The sequence below is a fragment of the Chitinophaga sp. CCNWYY40 genome, from assembly GCF_037483205.1.
GTDB lineage: Bacteria > Bacteroidota > Bacteroidia > Chitinophagales > Chitinophagaceae > Chitinophaga > Chitinophaga ginsengisegetis.
Genome location: NZ_JBBHLF010000006.1, coordinates 492,162 through 513,905, shown reverse-complemented (window position 1 = coordinate 513,905; position 21,744 = coordinate 492,162). Strand labels below are relative to the sequence as shown.

Genomic DNA, 21,744 nt, shown 5'->3' with positions numbered 1-21,744 from the left:
TACTTTAATTGTTTCATAAAAAGTATAATTATGTATTTGCAGACAGATATGCAGACGATGGATGATCTGCGCTTGTTTTCGAAAGCAGACACACAAGGTATTTACGATATTTATAATCATTCATTTACCCGTGGCGGACAAACCATTATGGAAGCGATGTTCAGGAAACCACTGAACAACAGGGAAGCGATCATCAAGCGGATCAACATCATTACTGCTTTCGTGAGAATGAAGGCCAGCTTTCCTTTCGATGGCGCCATGCTGGACCAGGCGGAGAAATACATCTCTTTTGACGATAACCCGGATGGCGGAACAAAAGTATCGCTCAGCGAAAAGGAAGTACAGAATGGGATTATTTCCATCATCGATCTTTTCCATGCCCTCAGACAGTACCTGGAGTCGGCGGACATGGCAGGGGTGAAAGAGCTGGAAGAAGAACGGTTGGCTGCTATCGGGGTGTTGAATGATCCGGCTTTTACACCGGTGTTTAACGAAAAACCGAATGCCAGGATTTCATTCGCCGCGGTTACGGCTTTTGATGTGTTGATCCGTAGCAAGGAGAAAAGGAAAGTGCTGCAACTGCTGCATTTTATTTATCATATCGATGTATATGTTTCCGTGGCGCAGGTTACCCGGAAACATAACATGGTATTCCCGGTGGTACACCCGAAAGGGACCAGTATTTTAAAAGTGGATGGTGTATACCATCCGCTTTTAAAAAACGCGGTGGCCAACAGTCTTCATATGGGGCCTTCCCGTAACCTGGTTTTTCTTACAGGCGCCAACATGGCCGGGAAGTCTACCTTCCTGCGTTCATTCAGCACCGCCGTTTATATCGCGCACATGGGCTTTCCGGTAGCCGCGGCGGCTATGGAGTTTTCTGTAATGGACGGCGTATATACAACGATCAACCTGCCCGATAACCTGGGCATCGGAGCCAGCCATTTCTATGCAGAAGTATTGCGGGTAAAGAAAATAGGGCAGGAACTCAGTGAAGGAAAATCACTGTTTGTATTGTTCGACGAATTGTTCCGGGGTACAAATGTGAAGGATGCGCTGGAAGGAACACTGGCTGTTTGTAATGCGTTTACCAACCGGAAAGACAGTAAATTCATCATCTCCTCCCATATCATCGAAGCGGCAGACGAGTTGCGGAAAAAAGAAAGCGCCGCATTTTATTTTCTTCCCACCGTGATGAAAGGTGCGGTACCTGAATACACGTATACCCTGGAAGAAGGCGTTACCAATGATAAGCATGGCATGATCATTATTAATAACGAGGGGATACTGGACATTCTTAAACAGGGAAACAAAGGCGGTAAACGGTTAAATAAGCAATTATGAGTTTTAAAATAGATCGCCAATCGGTAGGAGAACTGAATCTCATGGGGAAATTCCGCCAGGGCTCCGTATACTTTTTATTCAATAAAGTGAGAACACGGATCGGGGAGAAACTGATGGATGAGATGTTTTCCCATCCGCTGAATGATGCCAACGCGATCAACCGGCGGGTAGCGATTTTTGAGTTTTTCGAAGAGAAAGGTGTCGCATTTCCTTTTGAGGCCGACCAGGTTGCCCTGATGCGGGAATATATTGACACTACGGCAGGAAAATCGCAATGGGCGGTAGCGGTGGACATGCAACTGCAAAAGTTACTGGCGGGCCTCACGAAAGACGGCCGCTTCAAAAACACGCTGCTGCAGTTGCAGGCAACGATCGTTACGCTGAAGAAATGTTTTGGACTGCTGGAGTTGCTGAAGCGCGAAAAGAATCCTTTGCAGGACCGTGTAGAATCCTTACTGGCCATCATGGGCCATAAAGATATCCGCAAAATTCTGGACAGCGACATCTACAAGTCAATGTCCACCCGAACGGTATCCGAGTATGATTTCCTGCTGCGCAACAGGCACAACGAAGCCATGAAGGACATACTGCAGTTCATTGCGGAAACAGATGTATACGTCGCGGTCAGTAATGTATCCCGCGAACGGCATTTTTGTTACGCAACGGCCGTGGCGAAAGAAGAAAACCTGTTCCATGCCCGAAGTCTCCGGCACCCCTGTATTTCAAAAGCAGTGGGCAACGACATACAAATGATGGAGGGTAGTAATGTCCTGTTCCTCACAGGAGCCAATATGGCAGGTAAGTCTACCTGGATGAAATCTATTGGTATCGGCATGTACATGGCGCATATCGGCTTCCCGGTGGCCGCTTCCGAAATGGTGTTTTCGGTACGCGAAGGCATCTTCTCCAGCATCAATGTGGCGGACAACATCGCCATGGGATACAGCCATTTCTATGCGGAAGTAGTAAGGGTGAAGGATGCTGCGCTGGCAGCAGCTACCGGCGAACACCTGCTGCTGATGTTCGATGAATTGTTTAAGGGCACCAATGTGAAAGATGCTTTTGACGGTACCCTGGCCGTGACGGAAGGTTTCTCCGAATACAACAATTGCCTGTTTATCGTATCCACCCATATTATCGAAGTGGGAGAAGCGCTGACAGACCTGCCCAACGTGCAGTATCGGTTTATGCCTACTGTACTGGAAGGAAATGTACCCAGGTACACCTACACGTTACAGGAAGGTATTACGGAAGACCGGCAGGGTATGATGATCATAGAAAACGAGGGAATCATTGAGTTGATCAATAAAATGTAACCTGGGCGAAACGCTCACCCGATCATATCGCGGCAGTATGCCGTATTGATGACTATTTATTAAAATTATAAACAGCATGAAGCAAATTTTTGCATCAGGGATCCTTATGTCCCTGCTCTCCACATCTGCCCTGGCCCAGGTACAACCTTTTACCGGATTTACCAGGCAGGATTTGAAGGATGATTTTAAATACGCCGTTGAGCTGTTGAAGAAACAACATCCGAATCCATATAAGTTCACAGACACCGCTACGTTTAACAATAAAATGGATTCCCTGATGAACCGGCTGGATAAAGATCCGTCGTTGTTAAGCGCTTTACGGTATTCTCCCGTACAGTTATTCAATGATGTGCACCTGAAACTGGATTATGATGAGGAACGTGTGGTGGACGTATTTTATGGTATTAATCACTTTCCGCTGGCCATCACTACTTTTAAAGACAGGATCATTGTTAATGCCAAAGGAGAAACCATTCCCTTCGGTGCAGAGATACTGAGTATTAATAAAATGGCTGCCGCAAAGCTGCTCAGTGAAATTGGCTACGCCACCTATAGCGATGGTTTTATCAAAACGGGCGCCGATCGCACCGCAACAAACCTTAGTTTGTTCATCAGCCTCGTTTTTCCGGAAGCCACCAGCTATGAAGTAGTATATAAAGAGTATGGAGCTAAAAATTCCACTACGGTACAGCTGAAAGCAGTAGACGCCAAAACAGGTTACCATAACCGGAGCCTGGGAGAGCTGCCCTTTAATTCTTTCCTGAGGCGCGCCTACATAACGAAGGAATACCAGGATAAAGAATCTACCGCTATCCTGACCGTTCTTACATTTATGCTACAGGAAAATGCTATGTACAAAGAGCTGAGCGATTTTTTTGCGGAAGTAAAGAAGCGCAATATCAGCAACGTTATCATAGATATCCGGTCGAACGGCGGAGGCAACCCGAATATGTCTGCTCTGCTGTATTCCTTTGTGGCATTACGTCCGTTCGACAATGTTTTCAATTACCGGACAAAGAACATACAGATGCATGATCCCGAAAACCTGTTGAATGGTTACGGAACCAAAATGGGGGAGGAGGAAGTAAAGCAGACTGAGAACTTTCTGAAACAACGGTTCGATTACGACAGCGCCGCAGGGTTTTACTATGGCAATGCGCGCCTGACAGAAGGTTCCATTTCCAACTATCCGCCCGATAAGAATAACTTTAAAGGTAACGTGTATGTGCTGATCAGCGGTGGCACGGTAAGTGCGGCCACCTACTTTGCTGCGCTGGTTAAGAATAACAAGCGTGGTGTGCTGGTAGGCACCGAAACGGGTAGCGGCGAAGCATCCACTACAGCGGCATGGTTCAATACCTATATGCTGCCTAAAACGAAAAGCAAGTTAACCATTCCCATGAGCGAAGTGTATTTTATGAAGGCTAAGGAGGATAACGGACGTGGCTGTCAGCCCGACAAGGAGCTGACTTTTGAAGGGTTTCAGCAATATATCCGCGCGGGAAAAGATCCGGAGATCCAATATACATTGGATATAATCCGGGCCGGTAAGCAATAGTATGCGGAATATTTAGCAGCCAGTTGAACCTGACTCAATTCAGGATGATTTTATTTTTTATGGTTTAGCTAAATCAAACGCAGATTTGGATAAATCCGGTTGAAAATTCTGGTTTGGCACAAAGGACAATGCCTATATGATGGGAAAACATTTATCGTTTTAACACATGGGAGAGGGGCAGAAAAAAATACGCAGCGCTACCGCAGAAATGAAAAACGGTTGCAAATCACCTGATCTGCAACCGTTTCAAAATATTAAAGTGTTTACGGTTAATTTGACGCAGTAAATAACTGTTGAATTTCGGTTGCACTTAATGCTCTGTTAGAGTTATCTTGATATCTTAGAAACAGGAAGCCGCTCAACCCCCGGAGGGTAAGCGGCTTTCTGTTTCTGGGATATTCTTGTATCTTCATAAAAGAACGTTGTTTACAGAAGTATGGCTTACTGGTTTGAAAAGAACTTTCTTACATGAAAAAAATCGGCATCGTCATCGTCCTTTTTGCGGTATACGCCAACTGTTCAGCCCAGGTGTTGAACGACAATCCCTTGAAAACCCAGCTGGATTCTGCCGTGGATCGTTCGGCAAAATTATATTTAAGTAAAACAGGGCGGGTGGGTATTTCCATCGGGGTTATATATAATCAGCATCATTATCGCTATAACTACGGGCAAACGGCTCCGGAATCAGATAAGCTAACACAGTCCAGCTCAATATATGAGATAGGATCTATTACTAAAACATTCACAGGTCTGCTGGTTGCGCAGGCAATAGGCGAAGGCAAAATGAAACTGGATGCGGACATCCGGAAGTATCTGCCGGGAAATTTCCCCGCACTTCATTATCCCTCCGGGGAACCCGTACGCGTAGGGTATTTGCTTAGTCATACCGCCATGTTCCCAAATAGTTTTGCAAGCGGTGATATATCCGCTCCAATGACTGAAGCCTATTTTCTGGATCACCTGCAGCAAATCAAACTGGATAGTTTGAAGACGTTAAAATATGCTTATTCCAACGTCGGGTACCAGTTATTGGGATATGCACTGGAGCATATTTATCAATCGGACTATGAAACTTTGATCAAACGCCATATAACCGACCCTCTGCGTATGACAAATACATTTGTAAATCGCATTCCTGTAAAAAGCGCACAGGTACTTAATGGTTATACTGCCAGCGGCGAAAAAGCACAGCCGGTACCAACCTCTTTTCCAGCTGCCGGAGGGCTTCATTCCTGTATAGACGATATGCTGAAATATGCTGATTACCAACTCGCTGAAAAAGATGCGGCGGTAAAACTGACCCACCGGATTATTTATGGTAACGTGGAGCAAGACGCCGTTGGCTTCCAATGGGCAATTGGCAGGACAAGGAATTGGGATTATTATATCAGGATAGATGGAGGTACTAACGGATTCCGGAGTTTTTGTTCGCTATATCCAAATGAGCAGGCAGCCGTTATCCTGCTTACTAACGAAAAAGACGACCAGGCAGGCGCTGACCTATATCGATTAACAACAGCGATACTAGGAACGCTGAAGTCTTTTAAATAATTATTGAGCATTATACTACAAGGGCGCCAAAATATTTATCTTTCTGTTTATCCTGTTACACAACCTGGGCGTCGTGTCAGGTAACCCAAATGACAATGATTAGGTCACTTGATATGTTTACACCCGATTTTAGAACTATCATGCTATTTTCTTTCCAGGATTGTGCGCCAGGGCTGATAATGCCGGCTTTGAGTTTGATGAAATTTCCGGATTTGTTTGTATTTTGTTGCCGGCTGCCGGACCGTGTTTTGTTGACCTGGTGCTGTAGCTTAAATCCGGTAATTTGCCGGTATCCCGTTTACCTGTAAGGCATGCTGTATTGGCCCACATGGCCGTCCGGGATGCCTGCTGCCATTATGTAGTAGAAAATCGAACAGACACAACTCATATGAAAAGAACAATTTTAGCTGCCCTGCTGGCGGTTATCCCTGCCTGTTTATTTGCACAGGACGGAGACGTGAATTTTTCCGCCGCTTTTAAAAAGGAAAATGATAAAAAATCCAGGATTGAAATCAACGAGGTAAAGGAACTGATTCACATCATGATAGCCATTACCCCAACAGGCCTCGGGAATGAGGACATGGTACAGTTAAAAGGGCCCTATTACCAGGATGTATTGAAACAATTTGCGCCGTATGGAAAGGAACCGGTTATTGCCACTTTCGATTCCCTGCTTCAGAAAAGCCCTTTGCATTATATTTTTTTAACCGGGAATGCCATTGCATATGATTTTGAGAAGGATAAGCTGCTGCCCAATAATGTTTTTCTGTTGCCTGCCGATGAAGTAGCTGGTACCAAAATCACGGTAAATCCCATCACTACGTATAAAACAAGCATTGAAGATTTTGCGAAAAAATCAGGTTTCCGTGAATTCTACGCTGCGCATGCGGCTTATTATCAGGACATCGTGTCCGATTATGAGAAAAACGCCAACCTCGATAAACAATGGAAATGGCTGGAAGCTAATTTTAATACCCACATCAATAGTTACCAGATCCTTTGCTCGCCACTGATCAATGGGCTTAACTACACACTGTCGTTTAAGAAAAACGACTTTGAGATGATACAGATGGTGTTGCCACCTATCGATCACAATGATGCGTGGTCTGCAAAATATACCGAGGCATTTAACACCAGGGGCATGTTCACAGAAATAGACCACAATTATGTGCGGAAGCCAGGTGATCAATCCGAAAAAAAGATCAATGAAGCGCTGAAAAACAGGAGTAAGTGGGTGGATACTACTATGGAAGGCACTGCGTATTATCCAACTCCGGTAAAAGTATTCAATGAGTATATGACTTTCGGAGTTTTTATCTTGTATTGTGAAGAAGTGTATAAGAATGATCCTGCCACCTTGAAAGAAATTTATACAGATGTGAATGAGGTGATGAGCAAACAGCGGGGATTTGTAAAAATGAAGGAATTTACAGACTGCCTGATAAAGCTGCGTAAAGCACAACCCCGTAAAAAAATAGATGAATTGTATCCCGCATTATTGAATTGGTGCATGAAACAATAGAAGAAGAGCCTCATAAAGAGATTACCCGAAAAAGCCTCCAAAGCCATTGACTTTGGAGGCTTTTTTATTTAATTAATAAACGGACACCTTATTTTTTTGCAATAATTTTCTTCCGGTGTTCTTTTCCCCAGTCTGTCAGGTTGTTAATGATGGTCTGTAACGTTTTGCCGTGTTTCGTAAGTTCATACTGAACAGTTACAGGATGTGTGTCTAAAACGGTACGCTCAACCAATTGATTTATTTCCAGTTCCTTTAATTCTTTGCTCAACATTTTGTTCGATATACCAACTACATCATTCAAAATGTCAGAAAATCTTCTTTTGTTGTAATGGCAAATAGAAGAGATGATATAGATTTTCCATTTACCGCTCAGCACGTCCATTGCATCATGGATAGCCATCATTTCTTTTTTGCGATCTATTTGAGATTCGGGTTTGCACTCCATAAGTTACTTTGTTACTTCAAGGTTACAGTTACTTTCTGATACGAAGTTACTAAAATATATTCTATTGATATAACTTTACAGCCAGGATTCAATCAATAAAGAAAATGAGTAGATATACTCAGCCTTTACCCTAATCAAATAATAATCAAAAATGGCACAGAATAACTTTGGAGGAGCGTTGCAGAAGCCGATTGGTTCAACGTTTAACGCAACATCAACTACCAGTGATGTAATTAAAGGAATCGACCTTAAGGGAAAAATCGCTATCGTTACAGGGGGTAACACAGGAATTGGTTTGGAAACCGTCAAAATCCTTTCTGAAGCAGGGGCAACAGTTATTGTACCTGCAAGAGATGTTGAAAAAGCAAAGAAAAACCTGCAAGGGATTGCCAATGTTGAAATTGAGAAAATGGATCTGATAGATAACAATTCTATTGACAGTTTTGCCGGAAAGTTTTTGGCTTCGGGCAGGCCATTACATTTGCTCATTAACAATGCAGGAATTATGTTCGTGCCATTGCGCCGTGATGCAAACGGGAATGAATCGCAACTCGCAACCAATTATCTTGCGGTATTTCAGCTTACTGTAAGGTTATGGGAAGCGCTAAAGAAAGCGAAAGGCGCAAGAGTGATCAATGTTTCTTCTTTGGGGCACCATTTTGCACCTTTCAATTTTGATGATCCGAATTTTGAACATCGTGACTATGAAACATTGCAAGCCTATGGACAATCAAAAACCGCCGTCAATCTCTTTTCACTTGAATTGGACAACCGTGCCAAACCATATGGAGTAAGAGCATATTCATTGCATCCCGGCAATATCTGGGGAACTGAACTAGCCAGGGAAGCGCCATTGGAAATATTGCAGCAATTTGGTTTTTACAACGATAAGGGAAATCCTGTACCAGAGGTTATTGCGTCGCTAAAAACCATTCCGCAAGGCGCGGCTACAACCATATGGGCTGCTACAAGCCCGTTACTAAACGAAATAGGCGGTGTGTACCTCGAGGATGGTGACATAGCTGAATTAGCCATAAATTCGTCAACACCCAATGGGGTAAAACCGTATTCTTTAGATGAAGCCAGTGCAAAACAATTGTGGAAATTGACCGAAGAGTTAACAGGCGTTACATTTAACGTTGATTAAATTTATCGCTTTTATTTACCTGATAGCCGTTAGTGAACTTTCCGGCAACAAAGACAAGTTGTTCAAAACATAAAATTCCCTGCAATCGCACGATTAGCAGGGAATTTTATGTTTTAGCCAGGTCCGTCTAAATGAAACCGGCCATCAGGGAACCGGTACAATATATTTATCTAGTGAATAAGATGAAACAAATATTCAGAAGAAGGGTTTTGGAACGGCCGTAATACATCCTTACTATATACAGGGGTACTAATTAACACGAATATCAACTTTGAATGTAAAGTCTATTATATATTTTTGCCTCCGGGCTGGCTCAGCAAACCTTCCCTCCCTAAACCTGGAATAATGCCGTACTTAAAATCAGAATGTATTTCTCTGAAAATATCGCTGTCCGTATTCATCTTACTGTTTTTTACCTGTACAAGCTCTATCCATGCGCAGATGCGGGAATTATACCGTACTGCAAACTATGAGGAAATTGTAAGTTATAGCTTCGCAACTGCTGCCGAAGGATATGTCACGCTTCATAAGGGAGATGAACAAACATTAGCCCGTACCAGTGATAGTGGCCGTACATTTATTCCTGTTTCCTTAACCTGGACCAATACCTTCCGGAACAATTTTGCCCTGGACACAACTGCCAGGATTAATTCCGTTGACATAACAGCGCTCAGCGACAGTGAAATATTGTTGGTTACCTCCATAGGCAATCTAAGTGTACTGTTATCTTCTTCCAATAAAGGACAAACCTTTAAAGCGGTATTTACAGCAAGCAAGAGTGGTTTATCTCAAATACATCTCATTCCTGGTACTGATACAGTAGTAATGTTAGTTGGACGATCCTCTTTTATCAGTCCCGACAGAGGGCAAACATGGAAACAGGGCATGGCTTTCGATGAGGGCTACAGTATCGGTAGACTCATTGCTTTTAGTGGCACTTGCATGTTTGTTGCCAATGATCGCTTAGGAGGAACACCTGTGCTTTTTAAAACGATGGACAGCACAACGTATAAAAGGATGCCTATTCCTGAGGAATGGAATCACGCTGAATTTTCCATGATATCTCCATCAAAAGGGTGGGCTTTCGCTTTTGGAACCGTCAATAATGTATATCACCGCGACCTCTATGCTACAACAGACAGCGGATATACCTGGATCAAGGTTCTGAATAAAGGAGAGCCCATCGATTCAATTTTTGCTATTACCATGATTAACGATACCCTGGGCTTCGGATCAGGGGTGAGCAGCAAATTATATAAAACGACCGACGGAGGATCCACCTGGCTGCGGCTTAGCAGAACTTCTTCTTTTAAAGACATCGGTATGGATTACTACGGCGATTTTAAAACCATTGGTAATGAATATGTATGGGTAGCACGGAGACTGATGCTGGAAATGGGCAACAATGGTGGCGGTCCTGCTATGAGAGAATGTTTCGCCAACGGCTTTTCTCCCGCAAAAGCACGGGCAGGAGATACCATTATTGTTACAGGAGATAATTTTAGTGTAATAGATTCCGTTACCTTGGGCGGTACAAAGGCGGGCGCCTGGGAGGTCATCAATAAAAACACCTTGCGTGTAATTGCTGGCTCAGGCTCTTCGGGAAATCTGACGGTTTATACACCTGTAAACACTGTTTCCCTGGAAGGATACAGTGCTATTCCTACTTTCTCAGACCTTTTCCCAAAGTCCGGTACAACCAACACACATCTGACACTGGAAGGAACTTCTTTTACCAGTGTAACCCAGGTGAAAGTTGGAGATGTACCCGCCAAAGTATTTAAAGTACTGGATAATAATAAAATTCAGATTTCCATTCCTTATACCACTAATGGGGCCATTCAGTTGGTTAGTCCTGATACAATCATCAACACCAACCTGTTTTATTATTACCGTGGTCCGGCTATTTCTGGGATTAGTCCCCTTGATGGGCCAGCAGGTACAACGGTAACAATCGCCGGCTCCGGTTTCAGTGCTACTCCGGATAGTAATGTAGTTTACTTCGGTGGCATAAGGGGCGATGTAATTTCTTCCACTCCAACGGATATTAAAGTGAAAGTGCCGAAAGGCGCGCCATATGCCAATATCAGCGTCAGCACCAGATCGCTTACAGCCACTTCCAGTTATGCTTTCAGTGTCACTTTCCCTGATGGAGGAAGCATTAATCCTACCTCTTTCTCTTCACCATTGAGTTTCGATGCAGGGGGCAAACTGATACACCCCGGCAAAACAGCGGTGGCTGATTTTGACGGAGATGGAAAGCCAGATCTGATCACTCCTGATTGGGGTGCAAATTATGTAGTGATCTCCCGGAATAACAGCAGTAATGGTAAAATCAGTTTCACAGATCATCTGAAAATTACGGTGGGTGAGCCCAGTGCCAACGGTTTGCTTAAAGCTGTACCTGTTGATGTCAACAGCGATGGAAAAATAGATTTCTGTATTGGAAATAATGCAGACCTCAGCACATATATCTATATCAATACTTCCACCCCGGGGAATATCTCATTCAGGGCCACTCCCTCTATTCCCGGACTATTGCTGGAGGCAGCAGATGTTAACCAGGACGGAAGGCCGGATCTGATACAAAGAATCGGATTTGACGCGGTTATCAGAACCAACTATAGTGAGCCTGGTAGCCTTTCATTTGAAAGTTACACAGCAAAAATGTATGATTATGCAGATACTACCCGGTGGAACATGTCTGCTACAACCCTCTTTGGCAGGGCCTTACCAACCCTGATACTTTATCTTGGAGATGAATCTTCCAATATGAGCTATAATTATAGCCTTCCGGATAGCCTTATAATAAAAAATATTTACGATACTTATTTTTATGGAGATTTCATAGCCGGGGATTATAATAAAGACGGGCTATTAGATGTAGGCATTAGTAAAGGTCTTGCAATCAGTATATTATCCTCTACGAGAAACCAGGAGCTGAATGAAACTTATGTAGCCGACATTTCAGCGAAAGCCCAGATAGCGTTACAGGATATGGATGGCGATGGTAAAGCAGATCTGATGCATGGACAAAAAGGAGTTAAAAAACTCTATATCTATCATAACACCTGGGGAGAAGGTGCAAATGATTTTGCCACCGCAGCCGTCTTGAAACTTAATAATCCTGCAGGGGTTTTTACAATTGCAGACCTGGATGGAGATAACAAAAATGATTTTATACTCCAGGACACAGTGGCAAACAAGCTACTCTTTTATCAGAACATCTGTTCCCCCCAACCATATATCGACAATTGTCTCCCGGTTTTAGGAATCACAGGAGATACTATTACATTAAAAGGAGCTAACCTTTCCGGGGTGTCGGCCCTTATGCTGGGGGATCAACCAGCGGAGTCCTTTAAGGTGATCGACGAGTCAACAATCACTTTTGTGGTAGGAAATAGTTTTACTGGTGATATGCAGGTAACAAATTCTTCAGGAACCGGTAGCTACAGCGGATTTAGTTTTGGCCGTGCCCCTGTTATCCATCACATTTCACCTGCAATGGGCCCGGTAGGCACGGAAGTAACTATTACAGGCCAATATTTTAGTCCTAATGCCGGTGAGAATATCGTGAATTTCAGTGGTGTGGCTGCTAAAGTGATCAGCGCCAGTTCAACTGCCCTTAAAGTAATTGTGCCGGCCTATACCAGTACAGGATCTATTACAGTGACTACCAAAGGACGGCTGGGTGAGTATTCTGACTTTTTTAAGGTGACATTTCCTGGTCCTAAAGCTGGATTTTCTACTTCTACTTTCGATATGAATGTAAGGCTGTATGGTCGTCATGGCGGTGTATTAATGGATATGGATAATGATGGCAAACAGGATATCGTAACCCATGATTATGACAATCTTATTATCTACCATAACAACAGCACCCCGGGCAAGATACTTTTTGATACACCTTTTGTAGTAGCAATAAAAGGGACCGGACAACTCAATCCATTAAGGGATACCGTTTTTGGAGGGATTCAAATCGGACTGAAAACACCTTTGTCAAATCCGGCAGTAATGGATCTGAATGGTGACGGAAAAGCGGATATTGCTATCTTCAACCCGGAAAATAATCTGTTGTATGTTTACCTCAATAATAGTACGGCCGGTGGTTTTCAATTCCTGTCTCCTTATACTGTATCTTCCCCAGGGGCTACCGTTATTTCAATTCATGATTACGACGGAGATGGAAAACCAGATATCCTTCATACAGCAGAAAATGGTATAACGGCATTCAGAAATACAGGCACTGCAAATGCATTCTCGCTTGATGAACCCTTTTGGCTTCGCACATATCCTAATCCAAGAGCTAAAACCCTCACTTTTAGTGATATTGATAAAGATAGCAAAATAGATATTCATGCTGGTTATTACACATATTTTAACACCAGTATAGCAGGAAGACTAGGTTACCAGCTGAGCATAGCCTTACCTGTCAACAACGGTGTTACCACATTGTATGACCTGAACAATGACATTAAACCGGATCTGGCAATAGTTGAAGGAGAAAATATAGGACAGCTCACCATGCCATTATATTTCTATAAAAATACCTATGCTCCTCCAACTCCGGCTTATCTGCAAGCATTTACCTATAACTCTTCTCAAACGGTAGATCATTGGGTAAACCAGATAGCAGCGGGGGATTTTGATGGCGATGGATTAGCTGATCTTTTGGTAAATCATAGCACTTACGGAGGACATGGAAATCTGCTGAAAAATGTCAGCACCACCGACTCTATCAGGTTTCTGCCATTTGTGCCTACCCGTGTGGGGGCGGATGGTAGTGGCTGGGCCGCCGCCGGAGATCTGGACGGTGACTCCAAACCGGATCTGGTGCTTTTCGGAAATAATGACTGCGGTACCTGGGTAGCCAGAAACAGATATGATGAAGTAGTAAACATCACTGTTTGCAATGGTACAGACACAAGTATTACCAGTAATATCAGTGGTAATAAATACCAATGGCAAGTGCTGAAAACAGGAGCAGATTTTACTAATATCTCTGACGATACATTGTATGCAAATGCAACAGGTAAAACACTGCAGCTAAAACATGTGACCACTTCCATTAACGGGTATACCTATCGTTGCCTGGTTGATAATAACCCCGGCGAATATACCGGGATCCAGGTAACAGCCAACACCTTTCCCACGCTGAATCTGCAAAGGGTAAACTACAGCGAACCCCTCTGTCCCGGTACCCCCATTGCACTCCAGGCAACGGCTTATTCAGCTGGCGCAGCTCCTGTATTTCAATGGTGGATGGATGATAGCGTGCGCCTCGATTCTACAGGCACATATTTTGAATGCGATACATTTACCGTAAACCACAGTATACAAGTAAAGATGATCAGTAACGGCGTATGTCCGGACAAATCCATTGTGGAAAGCACGAAAGAAGATTATACTGTCATAAACCCGGTAATGCCCCAGGTAAAGCTCACGGCCAGTTCATCGGTAACCTGTAACAATGACAACGACGCTATCTATACATTTACAGCTAATACGCTAAACATTGAATCTTATAATAGTCCATCTTATAAGTGGTATTATAATGGAGCCTGGATTACGGATGAAACGGGACCTGTATTCACTAAATCTGGCTTGCAGGCGGGAGATAGTATTTATGCTACCTTGTCTGTTGCTTTCGGCGATTGTATTACTGACCGCGACTATCGGAGTAACACAGTTGTAATGACGAAAGGAAACCCGACTGCTGCCATTGGCAGAATTATGTCCCGTTCCTATTCGAATTGTCCTACCGATCCTAAAACAATCATCTTTACATCCACTACAGCTGATACAGGGAGTAAAGTGGAATTTTATGAAACCAATGAAACCGGGCAATTCTATCTTCGGGCGAGTGTTCCGTTTAACGGTGACAGTGTGGTATATCCGGCCAAATCGATATTCAGCAATAGCATCCAACAATACTTCTGCAAGGTTATACCACCCGTTGGCAGCTGTCAGCAAGTATTTATATCTGATACAGTTTCCATACGCTGGTATGAATGGACAAAACCTGTGATACAAACAGACGGTCCTGATCTGATAGCGATAAACAGTATGGCAGGCGCCAACTTCAAGTGGTGGAATAAAGACCAGGACACGATTAGTTATCCTCCTGTAAACAGTGGAGCAGTTAATCATTATACGCCGCCGACAACCGGATATTATGTTGTGGAAACAACGCTTGGTTCCTGCTATAGCCTTTCCGGCCCGATTCATTATGTAATGGCGGCTGACAGGGAGATCCCGGTAATCAGGCCGAACCCCGTAAACGATATACTGGTAATAGATCGGATTAAATTAACAGACAACTGGGCCACCCTGGAAATACTGGATAGTCACGGAAACCTCCAGCTACCGGTAATCATAGTAACCGGAAAGTCGACTGTTACGGTTAATACGTTTAAACTCAGGAATGGAATTTACTTTGCCATACTAAAAACTATCGACAATAAAAATCTGGCAATTAAATTTGTGAAGATGGATTAATGGGCTCTCAACTTAAATTTTATTAAGAGGAGAGAAGCAATATCACATGTCCTGAGATTTGCAAATATAAACAACTTAGGTTGCGGCTAAAATCATGTCTTTAGTTGCGAACGCTTTACCTTACCAATAAAATAATGAATTACCAGGGCCAGTATCGTCCAGTAAATCGCAAACCCGATAACCAAAAATGGCGGCGGCGGATCCGGCAAATTGATAAGAGGAAGCATAGGACCAGCCAAAACAATTTTGACAGGATATAGAATCGTGGCTACAATGCTCTTCCATCCTGTTAGTGATTCCGTGCTGAGGAAAGATGCCCCGCTTGCGGGAAGGAGCCCCACGTCGGAGAGAAAAATTACGTTATAAAGAAAAAGAAAAGCAAACCCGGCAAGAAGGAAGAGGAGAACAAATTTTTTTCTTGAAGTTTTCATGACCTTGTTTTTAGGATGAAGAAAAACTTTGAAATGTAAAGTAAATGAAAGTACTTTGTATTTCAAAGTGAATCAGGAAAAATTACCCGGAGTTGACGAAGAGTGATCCTATTCACTCTTCAAAACCGCTACCGGATTGCTTCTCGCTGCCTTCAAAGTCTGTGACCCGATCATAATGAACGCGATCAGCAACACCGTCAGTAAGCCAACGAACAGTTCGGGAATTTGCACGGGGGTATGATAGGGGAAATTGCGGAGTACAACGATTTTAAAGAAGAAGTATGTTACCGGTAAGGCAATGAGCGCCGATACCGACAGCAGCAATAGAAAACCGCGGCTCAGTAAGTATATAAGATTGCCGTCGCTGGCGCCCATTACCTTCCGGATGCCGATCTCCTTTAGTCTTGTTTCGGTGGTGAATACCACCATTCCAAACAATCCCATTGAAGCGATGGAAATAGCCAGAAAGGAGAGGAAGCCAATGATTTTGATCATAGTGGAAAATTCGCTGTATGCATCTTCTATGGCTTTGTCATAGAATTCAGCCATAAACGGATGAACACGATCGATCTTCTTCCATATAGACTCGATGCGGGCTACTGTGGCCGGCATGTCGGAACTCTGTATTTTGGCGCTGATGATGGCCCTGTCTTCGGGTGTCCAGAACGTGAATGCCACCGGCCCGATGAGGTTCTCCACCTTGCCATAGTGAAAGTCCTGCATCACGCCAACAATGGTCATTTTGCGCCCATTCAATGTAATCTGTTCCCCGATTGCTTTCTCCGGGTTGTTGCCGCCTATGTTGAATCGCTTTAAAACCTGTTGGTTAACGATCACTTCGCCCACAGCCTGGGCAGTGACGGGCCGGGCTACAAAATTTCCGCCGGCCAGGAGCTTATAGTCATGCAGCGGCAAATAATTTTCGTCAATGTGATTGGTCATGACCAGGACAGAATCCCGCGAATCTTTATACTTCATATTGCCGCCCCAGGCGTTTCCCACGCCGGTGGTAATCAGGGACCGCGACAATGCAGTTACTTCCGGCATCTCACTGAGTTCCTTCATCAAAACGTCGGGTTTATTATCCTGCATGTTAATGTTCAGAATGTTTGCAGTCTTGAATCCCAGGTCGAATGCAAGTATGTTCTTATACTGCACATAGCCGACGGCGGTTGTTGTAATAAAGATCAGTGTAACCGTGTATTGAATCACCACCAGGGAGCGCCTGAGGGTCAGGTGTTTGAACATTTTTACCGATGAAACATTGCCGAACGCACTCATGGGGCTCACTTTTGAAAAGAATATAGCAGGCAGGAAACCGGCAATAACACCTACGGCGACCGAAAAAACGATAAAGGCTGCAACCATCGATGGCGTGAGATTAAGCTTCACCGTGCGCTGCATCTCCGGCGCCATGTTGATCAACACTGGCCGTAATACGAGGAACAGGAGAAAGGAGAGAAGAAGGGCTGCCAGGGAAATCATAACCGCCTCGGCCAGGAACTGTAGCCGTACCTGGCTCTTTCCTGCGCCGATAGCTTTGCGGAGGCCTATTTCTTTAATGCGCCGCATAGCGCGCGCTATCGAAAGATTGGTATAATTGAAACATGCGGACAATATCACAACAAATGCCAGCCCGCCGAGTATCCAAAGTACCACAGGGGGCATGTGAGGGCCAGTGAAACCAGGGCCGCCCTCGGATTGACGCAGGCCCTCCCCAACCACAATGTTATATAAAGGAAGCAGCTCGAGTTGGATCTTCGTATTTTCTTCAGCGAGGTTTTCCTCTCTTGCCAGCGCATTGAGCTGCGAACGGATTGCAGCCATGTCGGCATTTTCCGAGGGGAGGATGTATACGGAGTTGGACCACATGTTTGTCCATGCGGCAAAGCGGTTATCGCCTTTATTGATTTGTTCAGCCGTGGACAACGACACCAGCGCTTCGAAACTGATGTGCGAAAAGAAGGGAACGTCCTTCATGATACCGGTTACCTGGTAAGCGAGTGTATCTATTTTGACTGTCTTGCCAACCGCAGCCTGGTTGCCGAACAGCTTCCTGGCTGCTGTTTCCGTGAGCACAACAGAATAAGGATCTTTCAGCGCGGTTGCTGCATTGCCTTCCACCATCGGAAATGTAAAGATCCTGAAAAACGATGGCTCGGCCCAAAAGCCCTTGATGGGGAGAATATTGTCGCCCACCTTTGCATCACCCGAAAAGTCGTTGCGCATAATCGCCACTTCTTCAATGCCGGTTACCTTCTCGCGGATGAGCCTACCCGTTTTTATGGATGTGGATGCAAACTTGCCGCCATCTTCGCTTTTGGAGGTCAATACATTGGTGATGCGATAAATTCTCCCGCCATTTTTGTGGAACCTGTCATACGAACGCAGGTCGAGTACAAACGCAATCAACAGTAATCCAACAGACATACTGATGGCAAGACCAAGAATATTAATGAATGAGAACAGCTTGTTGCGCATGATGTTGCGCCCCGATGTTTTAACGTAGCTTCCAATCATGATCCGGTTCGTAAAAAGGTTGACAAATAATGAGCTTCGTACCGTATAACTTCTGAAGAACTTGAAGGCATCAATGATGTAGATCAGCTTTGCACGGCGTGGCCCCATGGATTGTACATTCCGCTCAAAGCATTCGTGGAGATCCCCCGTAAGGTCCTCTACAAGCCCGGGCTTACAATACCATTCTACAAATCGCTGCGCCCAGGAGGGCGGATGGTGTTCCCGTTGTTCTTTCATGCTACATTTTTTTCCAGACAAGCGCCGGGATCCTTGCCCACAGCTCATCGCGCATCGATTTGGCATTGACCAATGCTGCCTTTCCCTGCATAGTAAGCTGATAGAACCTTTTGCGTTTGCCGCCACGGGCCTTCGTTGCTTCACCCAGCTCACTTTTCACAAGCCCCTTTTCTTCAAGACGGTTGAGTACCGCATGCACTACGCCAAGTTTCACCGAACGGCCGGTATGATCCGACAGCTCATCACATATCGCTACGCTATATGCCTCGTTTATTAGCGCTGCAACGGTGAGTAGCACCAGTTCTTCGAATTCTCCGAGGTTTGTACCTTTCATTTCCGATATTAATTACGTAAATGTATGTAAAAACATTTGTATTATACATACAAAAGGTGAATAATTAATTGGAGCGATTTATAAGCCTCCTTAATTGACGGGAGAGAGAAGATCTGGCATCATGATCGCCCTGGTGAGAATTGTGCAACTCGGTTACCTGAAGATGTTAGGCGGATATCGCAAGACCCGCACTCATGCTATTATTTAGTCTTAAACAGGTTAATGGTATAATCAAGTAATTTTTTGTTTCCATATTCTCCATGACCAGGAATAACAATTTTTACATTGGGATATTCCTGTTTAACTTTTTCAACGGTATTTGACCAGGCTGCAACATTGGCATCTCCCAAATATCCTTTACTGGCATCGAGTTCTTTTATTAAGCACCCTCCAAACATTATATTTTCGCTGGGGAAATAACCTACAACATTATCTTTTGTATGACCTTCCCCGAAAAATTTTGCAATGATATTTTTATTGCCCACCTTAAGAATCAGGGAATCTCTGAAACTGTTTTTGGGGACAGCAAAATTATTTTCTTTGGCGAGTGCTATTGTTTTGAAATACGCATAGGAAGGAATGTTGTTGTTATCAAATGCTTTTAGCCCACCTAAGCAATCGTCGTGAAAATGAGTAGGAATAATCGCATTTATTTTGCAATGAAGGGTATCTTTTATCCACTTGATCAGCTCTTCAGAACTTTTGTCGTTGGTTGGCGTGTCAAAAACAATTGCCTCATTACTATTACTCACAATCAGACCGTTACAAGGAACGTTTCCAAAATCGTCCGTTTGTAAAAATGAAGTGTGTTCGAACGAGTTTTTTGAAATTTGCGTTACAATCAAATCATCAGATTTATAAACAACTTTGGGTTTAAACGGGCTGTTTTTTTGAGCGTAGCAATGCAGGATTGTTACGGAAAATACAATTATTAATAGTGTTTTTATGGCGACTTTCATTTGTTTTTACAGTTTTTATATATAGTTTCTGCTAACGCAGAATAAAAAGTGAATTTACAAAGTATTGTCCGGTTTGAGCCATAAAGCGGGGTGGATTTTGAAGTCCTGCCCCTACACATTAAACTGCCGCAAATGATGGTCAAAGTGTTTATAAGCAAGAATGCCAATTTCATCTACCTTCATTTTGCCAAAGAAGTCGTGAATAAAGCCTGGATTTGAGAAGTGCCCATATTCCGTCACCTGTTCTATCCAGATCTTTTTTTGAAGTTCTACATCTCCGTTCTTTTCTTTTGTAAGAAAAGCCGATCCGGCGGGCATATTCCTTTTCATTGGTTTTTCATTTCCTACCAGGCCCTTCAGCGCCATTTTGCCAAATATCCACCCTAATAACCCCTGTGTATAAACGGATTGATTTTTTCCTAACACCCAATTGTTCCATATCGTGCAATGCTTCGTCATTTGGTAAACATTCATTTTACCCCATTGGGCAGTATGATTTTTAGTAAGTAAATTAATCCTGCTGATCAATTCTTCCCTGGTTGCGTTGTCGAATATTGTTTTCATAACTTCTGGTTTTGATGTAAAAGTAGGACGGAGCCGGAAGACGGTCACTGTGCAAACGTGACAATGAAAGGTGTATTTTGTGCCATTTTTTTGTATAGATTTGATGATGTAATGCCCCCTGGTTATGAAACATATTTCCATTATAATATATGACGATGTATTGCCAACGGCGGTAGCCAACACCACAGCCCTGTTGACCAGCGCCAATGAAGCCGCCGCAAAGAAAGGGGACCCCATTCCTTTTCAGATAGAGCTGATCGGAACCCGTTTGAAGAGTGCAGCATTAAATATGCCCCTACAGTTTTATTGCAGTAAAACCATATCAGACGAATTTGATACCGATATCGTGATCATCCCGCCAATGGGTACGGATCTGACGGACATAAATTCTTTGCTCTCCAAAAACAAAAAACTGCTTGGCTGGATAAAGGAAAAATATAATAGTAAAGCGGAGATCATCAGTCTTTGCACCGGCGCTTATTTCCTGGCAGAATGCGGCTTGCTGGATGGCATGCCGGCTACCTCCCATTGGGGCGCCATAGAAGATTTGCAGCAAAGGTACCCGTTAATAAAGTTTAAAGCCGATCATGTTGTTACCCATTCAAAAGCAATTATTACCGGCGGCGGCGGATTTTCATCATTAAATGCCTTGTTATATTTTATAGAGAAGAGCTGCGGCAAAGAGATTTCGGTAGAGTTAAGTAAATTCTATGCCCTGGATTACGGACGAACCTCGCAAAGTATCTTCACTGTTTTTTCAGGACGCCGCCAGCACAACGATGATGAAATTCATCAGGCGCAAAGTTATATCGAGAAGAAGTTTGAATCTGATATTTCAGTGGAGCAAATCGCCAGGCAGGTAAATATGAGCAAACGGAATTTTATCCGCCGGTTTAAAAGCGCTACATCATTGAGCCCGATAGAGTTTATCCAGAGAATAAAAGTAGAAGCGGCGAAAAAGGCGTTTGAAGCCGGTGAAACGAATATTGCAGCTATTACATATAGAGTAGGGTATAACGACTTAAAAACCTTCAGAACAGTATTTAAGAGAATTACCGGGTCTACGCCGGTAGAGTACAGGAATCAATATAAAACCCAAACGGTAGTTTAGTGTAATCCCGGCCTCCTATAAGTGTTTTCCCCCTGATCTGCGGTATCTTGATAAATATCGCAGGAAATCCTTGGGCAAGCTATTGTAAATATGAAAAATTAATGTTTCATTTGTTGTGTTATGAGGGAGTTTGTACGTAGCAAGTGTTATCCCTGATGTGCCCTGATCATAACACCAATGTCCTGAACCTTTGTCTGAAACCTTCTA

Annotated in this window: 14 protein-coding genes; 8 read left to right on the top strand and 6 right to left on the bottom strand. The window is 43.7% G+C overall.

Annotated features, from left to right (window positions below; genetic code table 11):
- Positions 1-30 precede the first annotated feature (30 nt).
- The 5 genes from V7S65_RS24920 (at position 31) to V7S65_RS24900 (ending at position 7,291) form a co-directional block, all read left to right on the top strand.
- On the top strand, positions 31-1,344 hold the full coding sequence (locus V7S65_RS24920) for a MutS-related protein (RefSeq protein ID WP_336388180.1): 1,314 nt from the start codon (positions 31-33) through the stop codon (positions 1,342-1,344).
- Positions 1,341-2,660, top strand: a complete 1,320-nt coding sequence (locus tag V7S65_RS24915; RefSeq protein ID WP_336388179.1) for a MutS-related protein — start codon at positions 1,341-1,343, stop codon at positions 2,658-2,660. The genes V7S65_RS24920 and V7S65_RS24915 overlap by 4 nt, the downstream gene beginning before the upstream one ends.
- A 76-nt stretch (positions 2,661-2,736) precedes the next feature.
- On the top strand, positions 2,737-4,218 hold the full coding sequence (locus V7S65_RS24910; protein WP_336388178.1) for a S41 family peptidase: 1,482 nt from the start codon (positions 2,737-2,739) through the stop codon (positions 4,216-4,218).
- A gap of 468 nt (positions 4,219-4,686) precedes the next feature.
- Positions 4,687-5,769, top strand: coding sequence for a serine hydrolase domain-containing protein (locus tag V7S65_RS24905; protein WP_336388177.1), 1,083 nt, complete (start codon positions 4,687-4,689; stop codon positions 5,767-5,769).
- 388 nt (positions 5,770-6,157) lie between these two features.
- Positions 6,158-7,291, top strand: a complete 1,134-nt coding sequence (locus tag V7S65_RS24900; RefSeq protein ID WP_336388176.1) for a DUF4932 domain-containing protein — start codon at positions 6,158-6,160, stop codon at positions 7,289-7,291.
- A gap of 88 nt (positions 7,292-7,379) precedes the next feature.
- Here the strand turns inward: V7S65_RS24900 and V7S65_RS24895 are convergent, their stop codons facing one another.
- Entirely contained in the window at positions 7,380-7,736 is a 357-nt protein-coding gene (locus V7S65_RS24895; protein WP_079473662.1) for a winged helix-turn-helix transcriptional regulator, read from the bottom strand.
- A 151-nt stretch (positions 7,737-7,887) separates the two neighbouring features.
- Between V7S65_RS24895 and V7S65_RS24890 the strand changes: the two genes are divergently transcribed.
- Entirely contained in the window at positions 7,888-8,883 is a 996-nt protein-coding gene (locus tag V7S65_RS24890) for an SDR family NAD(P)-dependent oxidoreductase (protein WP_336388175.1), read from the top strand.
- Between the two features lie 345 nt (positions 8,884-9,228).
- Positions 9,229-15,381 carry an FG-GAP-like repeat-containing protein gene (locus V7S65_RS24885; RefSeq protein WP_111579142.1) on the top strand — a complete coding sequence of 2,051 codons (6,153 nt, stop codon included), beginning with the start codon at positions 9,229-9,231 and terminating at the stop codon, positions 15,379-15,381.
- A gap of 92 nt (positions 15,382-15,473) precedes the next feature.
- Here V7S65_RS24885 and V7S65_RS24880 read toward each other — a convergent pair whose 3' ends face one another.
- The 5 genes from V7S65_RS24880 to V7S65_RS24860 form a co-directional block, all read right to left on the bottom strand.
- Entirely contained in the window at positions 15,474-15,812 is a 339-nt protein-coding gene (locus V7S65_RS24880; RefSeq protein WP_111579143.1) for a hypothetical protein, read from the bottom strand.
- Positions 15,813-15,920: 108 nt separating this feature from the next.
- Positions 15,921-18,569 (bottom strand): ABC transporter permease, encoded by a 2,649-nt coding sequence (locus V7S65_RS24875; protein WP_336388174.1) that lies wholly within the window; start codon positions 18,567-18,569, stop codon positions 15,921-15,923.
- Between the two features lies 1 nt (position 18,570).
- Complete coding sequence (locus V7S65_RS24870) at positions 18,571-18,903, bottom strand: PadR family transcriptional regulator (RefSeq protein ID WP_079473659.1); 333 nt, start codon at positions 18,901-18,903, stop codon at positions 18,571-18,573.
- A 200-nt stretch (positions 18,904-19,103) separates the two neighbouring features.
- Positions 19,104-19,862, bottom strand: a complete 759-nt coding sequence (bla, locus tag V7S65_RS24865; protein ID WP_336388172.1) for a subclass B1 metallo-beta-lactamase — start codon at positions 19,860-19,862, stop codon at positions 19,104-19,106.
- Positions 19,863-19,973: 111 nt separating this feature from the next.
- Positions 19,974-20,426: a DUF1569 domain-containing protein gene (locus V7S65_RS24860; protein ID WP_079473657.1), complete on the bottom strand. Its 453-nt coding sequence runs from the start codon at positions 20,424-20,426 to the stop codon at positions 19,974-19,976.
- A 124-nt stretch (positions 20,427-20,550) separates the two neighbouring features.
- Here V7S65_RS24860 and V7S65_RS24855 point away from each other — a divergent pair, with 124 nt between their 5' ends.
- Positions 20,551-21,537 (top strand): GlxA family transcriptional regulator, encoded by a 987-nt coding sequence (locus V7S65_RS24855; RefSeq protein ID WP_336388171.1) that lies wholly within the window; start codon positions 20,551-20,553, stop codon positions 21,535-21,537.
- The last annotated feature ends 207 nt before the right edge of the window (positions 21,538-21,744 follow it).

What these genes read in the sequence shown, in the direction of transcription:
- V7S65_RS24920 (WP_336388180.1), top strand. Translation starts at nt 31, where the DNA reads ATGTATTTGCAGACAGATATGCAGACGATGGATGATCTGCGCTTGTTT.
- V7S65_RS24870 (WP_079473659.1), bottom strand. Translation starts at nt 18,903, where the DNA reads ATGAAAGGTACAAACCTCGGAGAATTCGAAGAACTGGTGCTACTCACC.
- V7S65_RS24860 (WP_079473657.1), bottom strand. Translation starts at nt 20,426, where the DNA reads ATGAAAACAATATTCGACAACGCAACCAGGGAAGAATTGATCAGCAGG.
- bla (WP_336388172.1), bottom strand. Translation starts at nt 19,862, where the DNA reads ATGAAAGTCGCCATAAAAACACTATTAATAATTGTATTTTCCGTAACA.
- V7S65_RS24855 (WP_336388171.1), top strand. Translation starts at nt 20,551, where the DNA reads ATGAAACATATTTCCATTATAATATATGACGATGTATTGCCAACGGCG.
- V7S65_RS24890 (WP_336388175.1), top strand. Translation starts at nt 7,888, where the DNA reads ATGGCACAGAATAACTTTGGAGGAGCGTTGCAGAAGCCGATTGGTTCA.
- V7S65_RS24910 (WP_336388178.1), top strand. Translation starts at nt 2,737, where the DNA reads ATGAAGCAAATTTTTGCATCAGGGATCCTTATGTCCCTGCTCTCCACA.
- V7S65_RS24885 (WP_111579142.1), top strand. Translation starts at nt 9,229, where the DNA reads ATGCCGTACTTAAAATCAGAATGTATTTCTCTGAAAATATCGCTGTCC.
- V7S65_RS24875 (WP_336388174.1), bottom strand. Translation starts at nt 18,569, where the DNA reads ATGAAAGAACAACGGGAACACCATCCGCCCTCCTGGGCGCAGCGATTT.
- V7S65_RS24895 (WP_079473662.1), bottom strand. Translation starts at nt 7,736, where the DNA reads ATGGAGTGCAAACCCGAATCTCAAATAGATCGCAAAAAAGAAATGATG.
- V7S65_RS24915 (WP_336388179.1), top strand. Translation starts at nt 1,341, where the DNA reads ATGAGTTTTAAAATAGATCGCCAATCGGTAGGAGAACTGAATCTCATG.
- V7S65_RS24900 (WP_336388176.1), top strand. Translation starts at nt 6,158, where the DNA reads ATGAAAAGAACAATTTTAGCTGCCCTGCTGGCGGTTATCCCTGCCTGT.
- V7S65_RS24880 (WP_111579143.1), bottom strand. Translation starts at nt 15,812, where the DNA reads ATGAAAACTTCAAGAAAAAAATTTGTTCTCCTCTTCCTTCTTGCCGGG.
- V7S65_RS24905 (WP_336388177.1), top strand. Translation starts at nt 4,687, where the DNA reads ATGAAAAAAATCGGCATCGTCATCGTCCTTTTTGCGGTATACGCCAAC.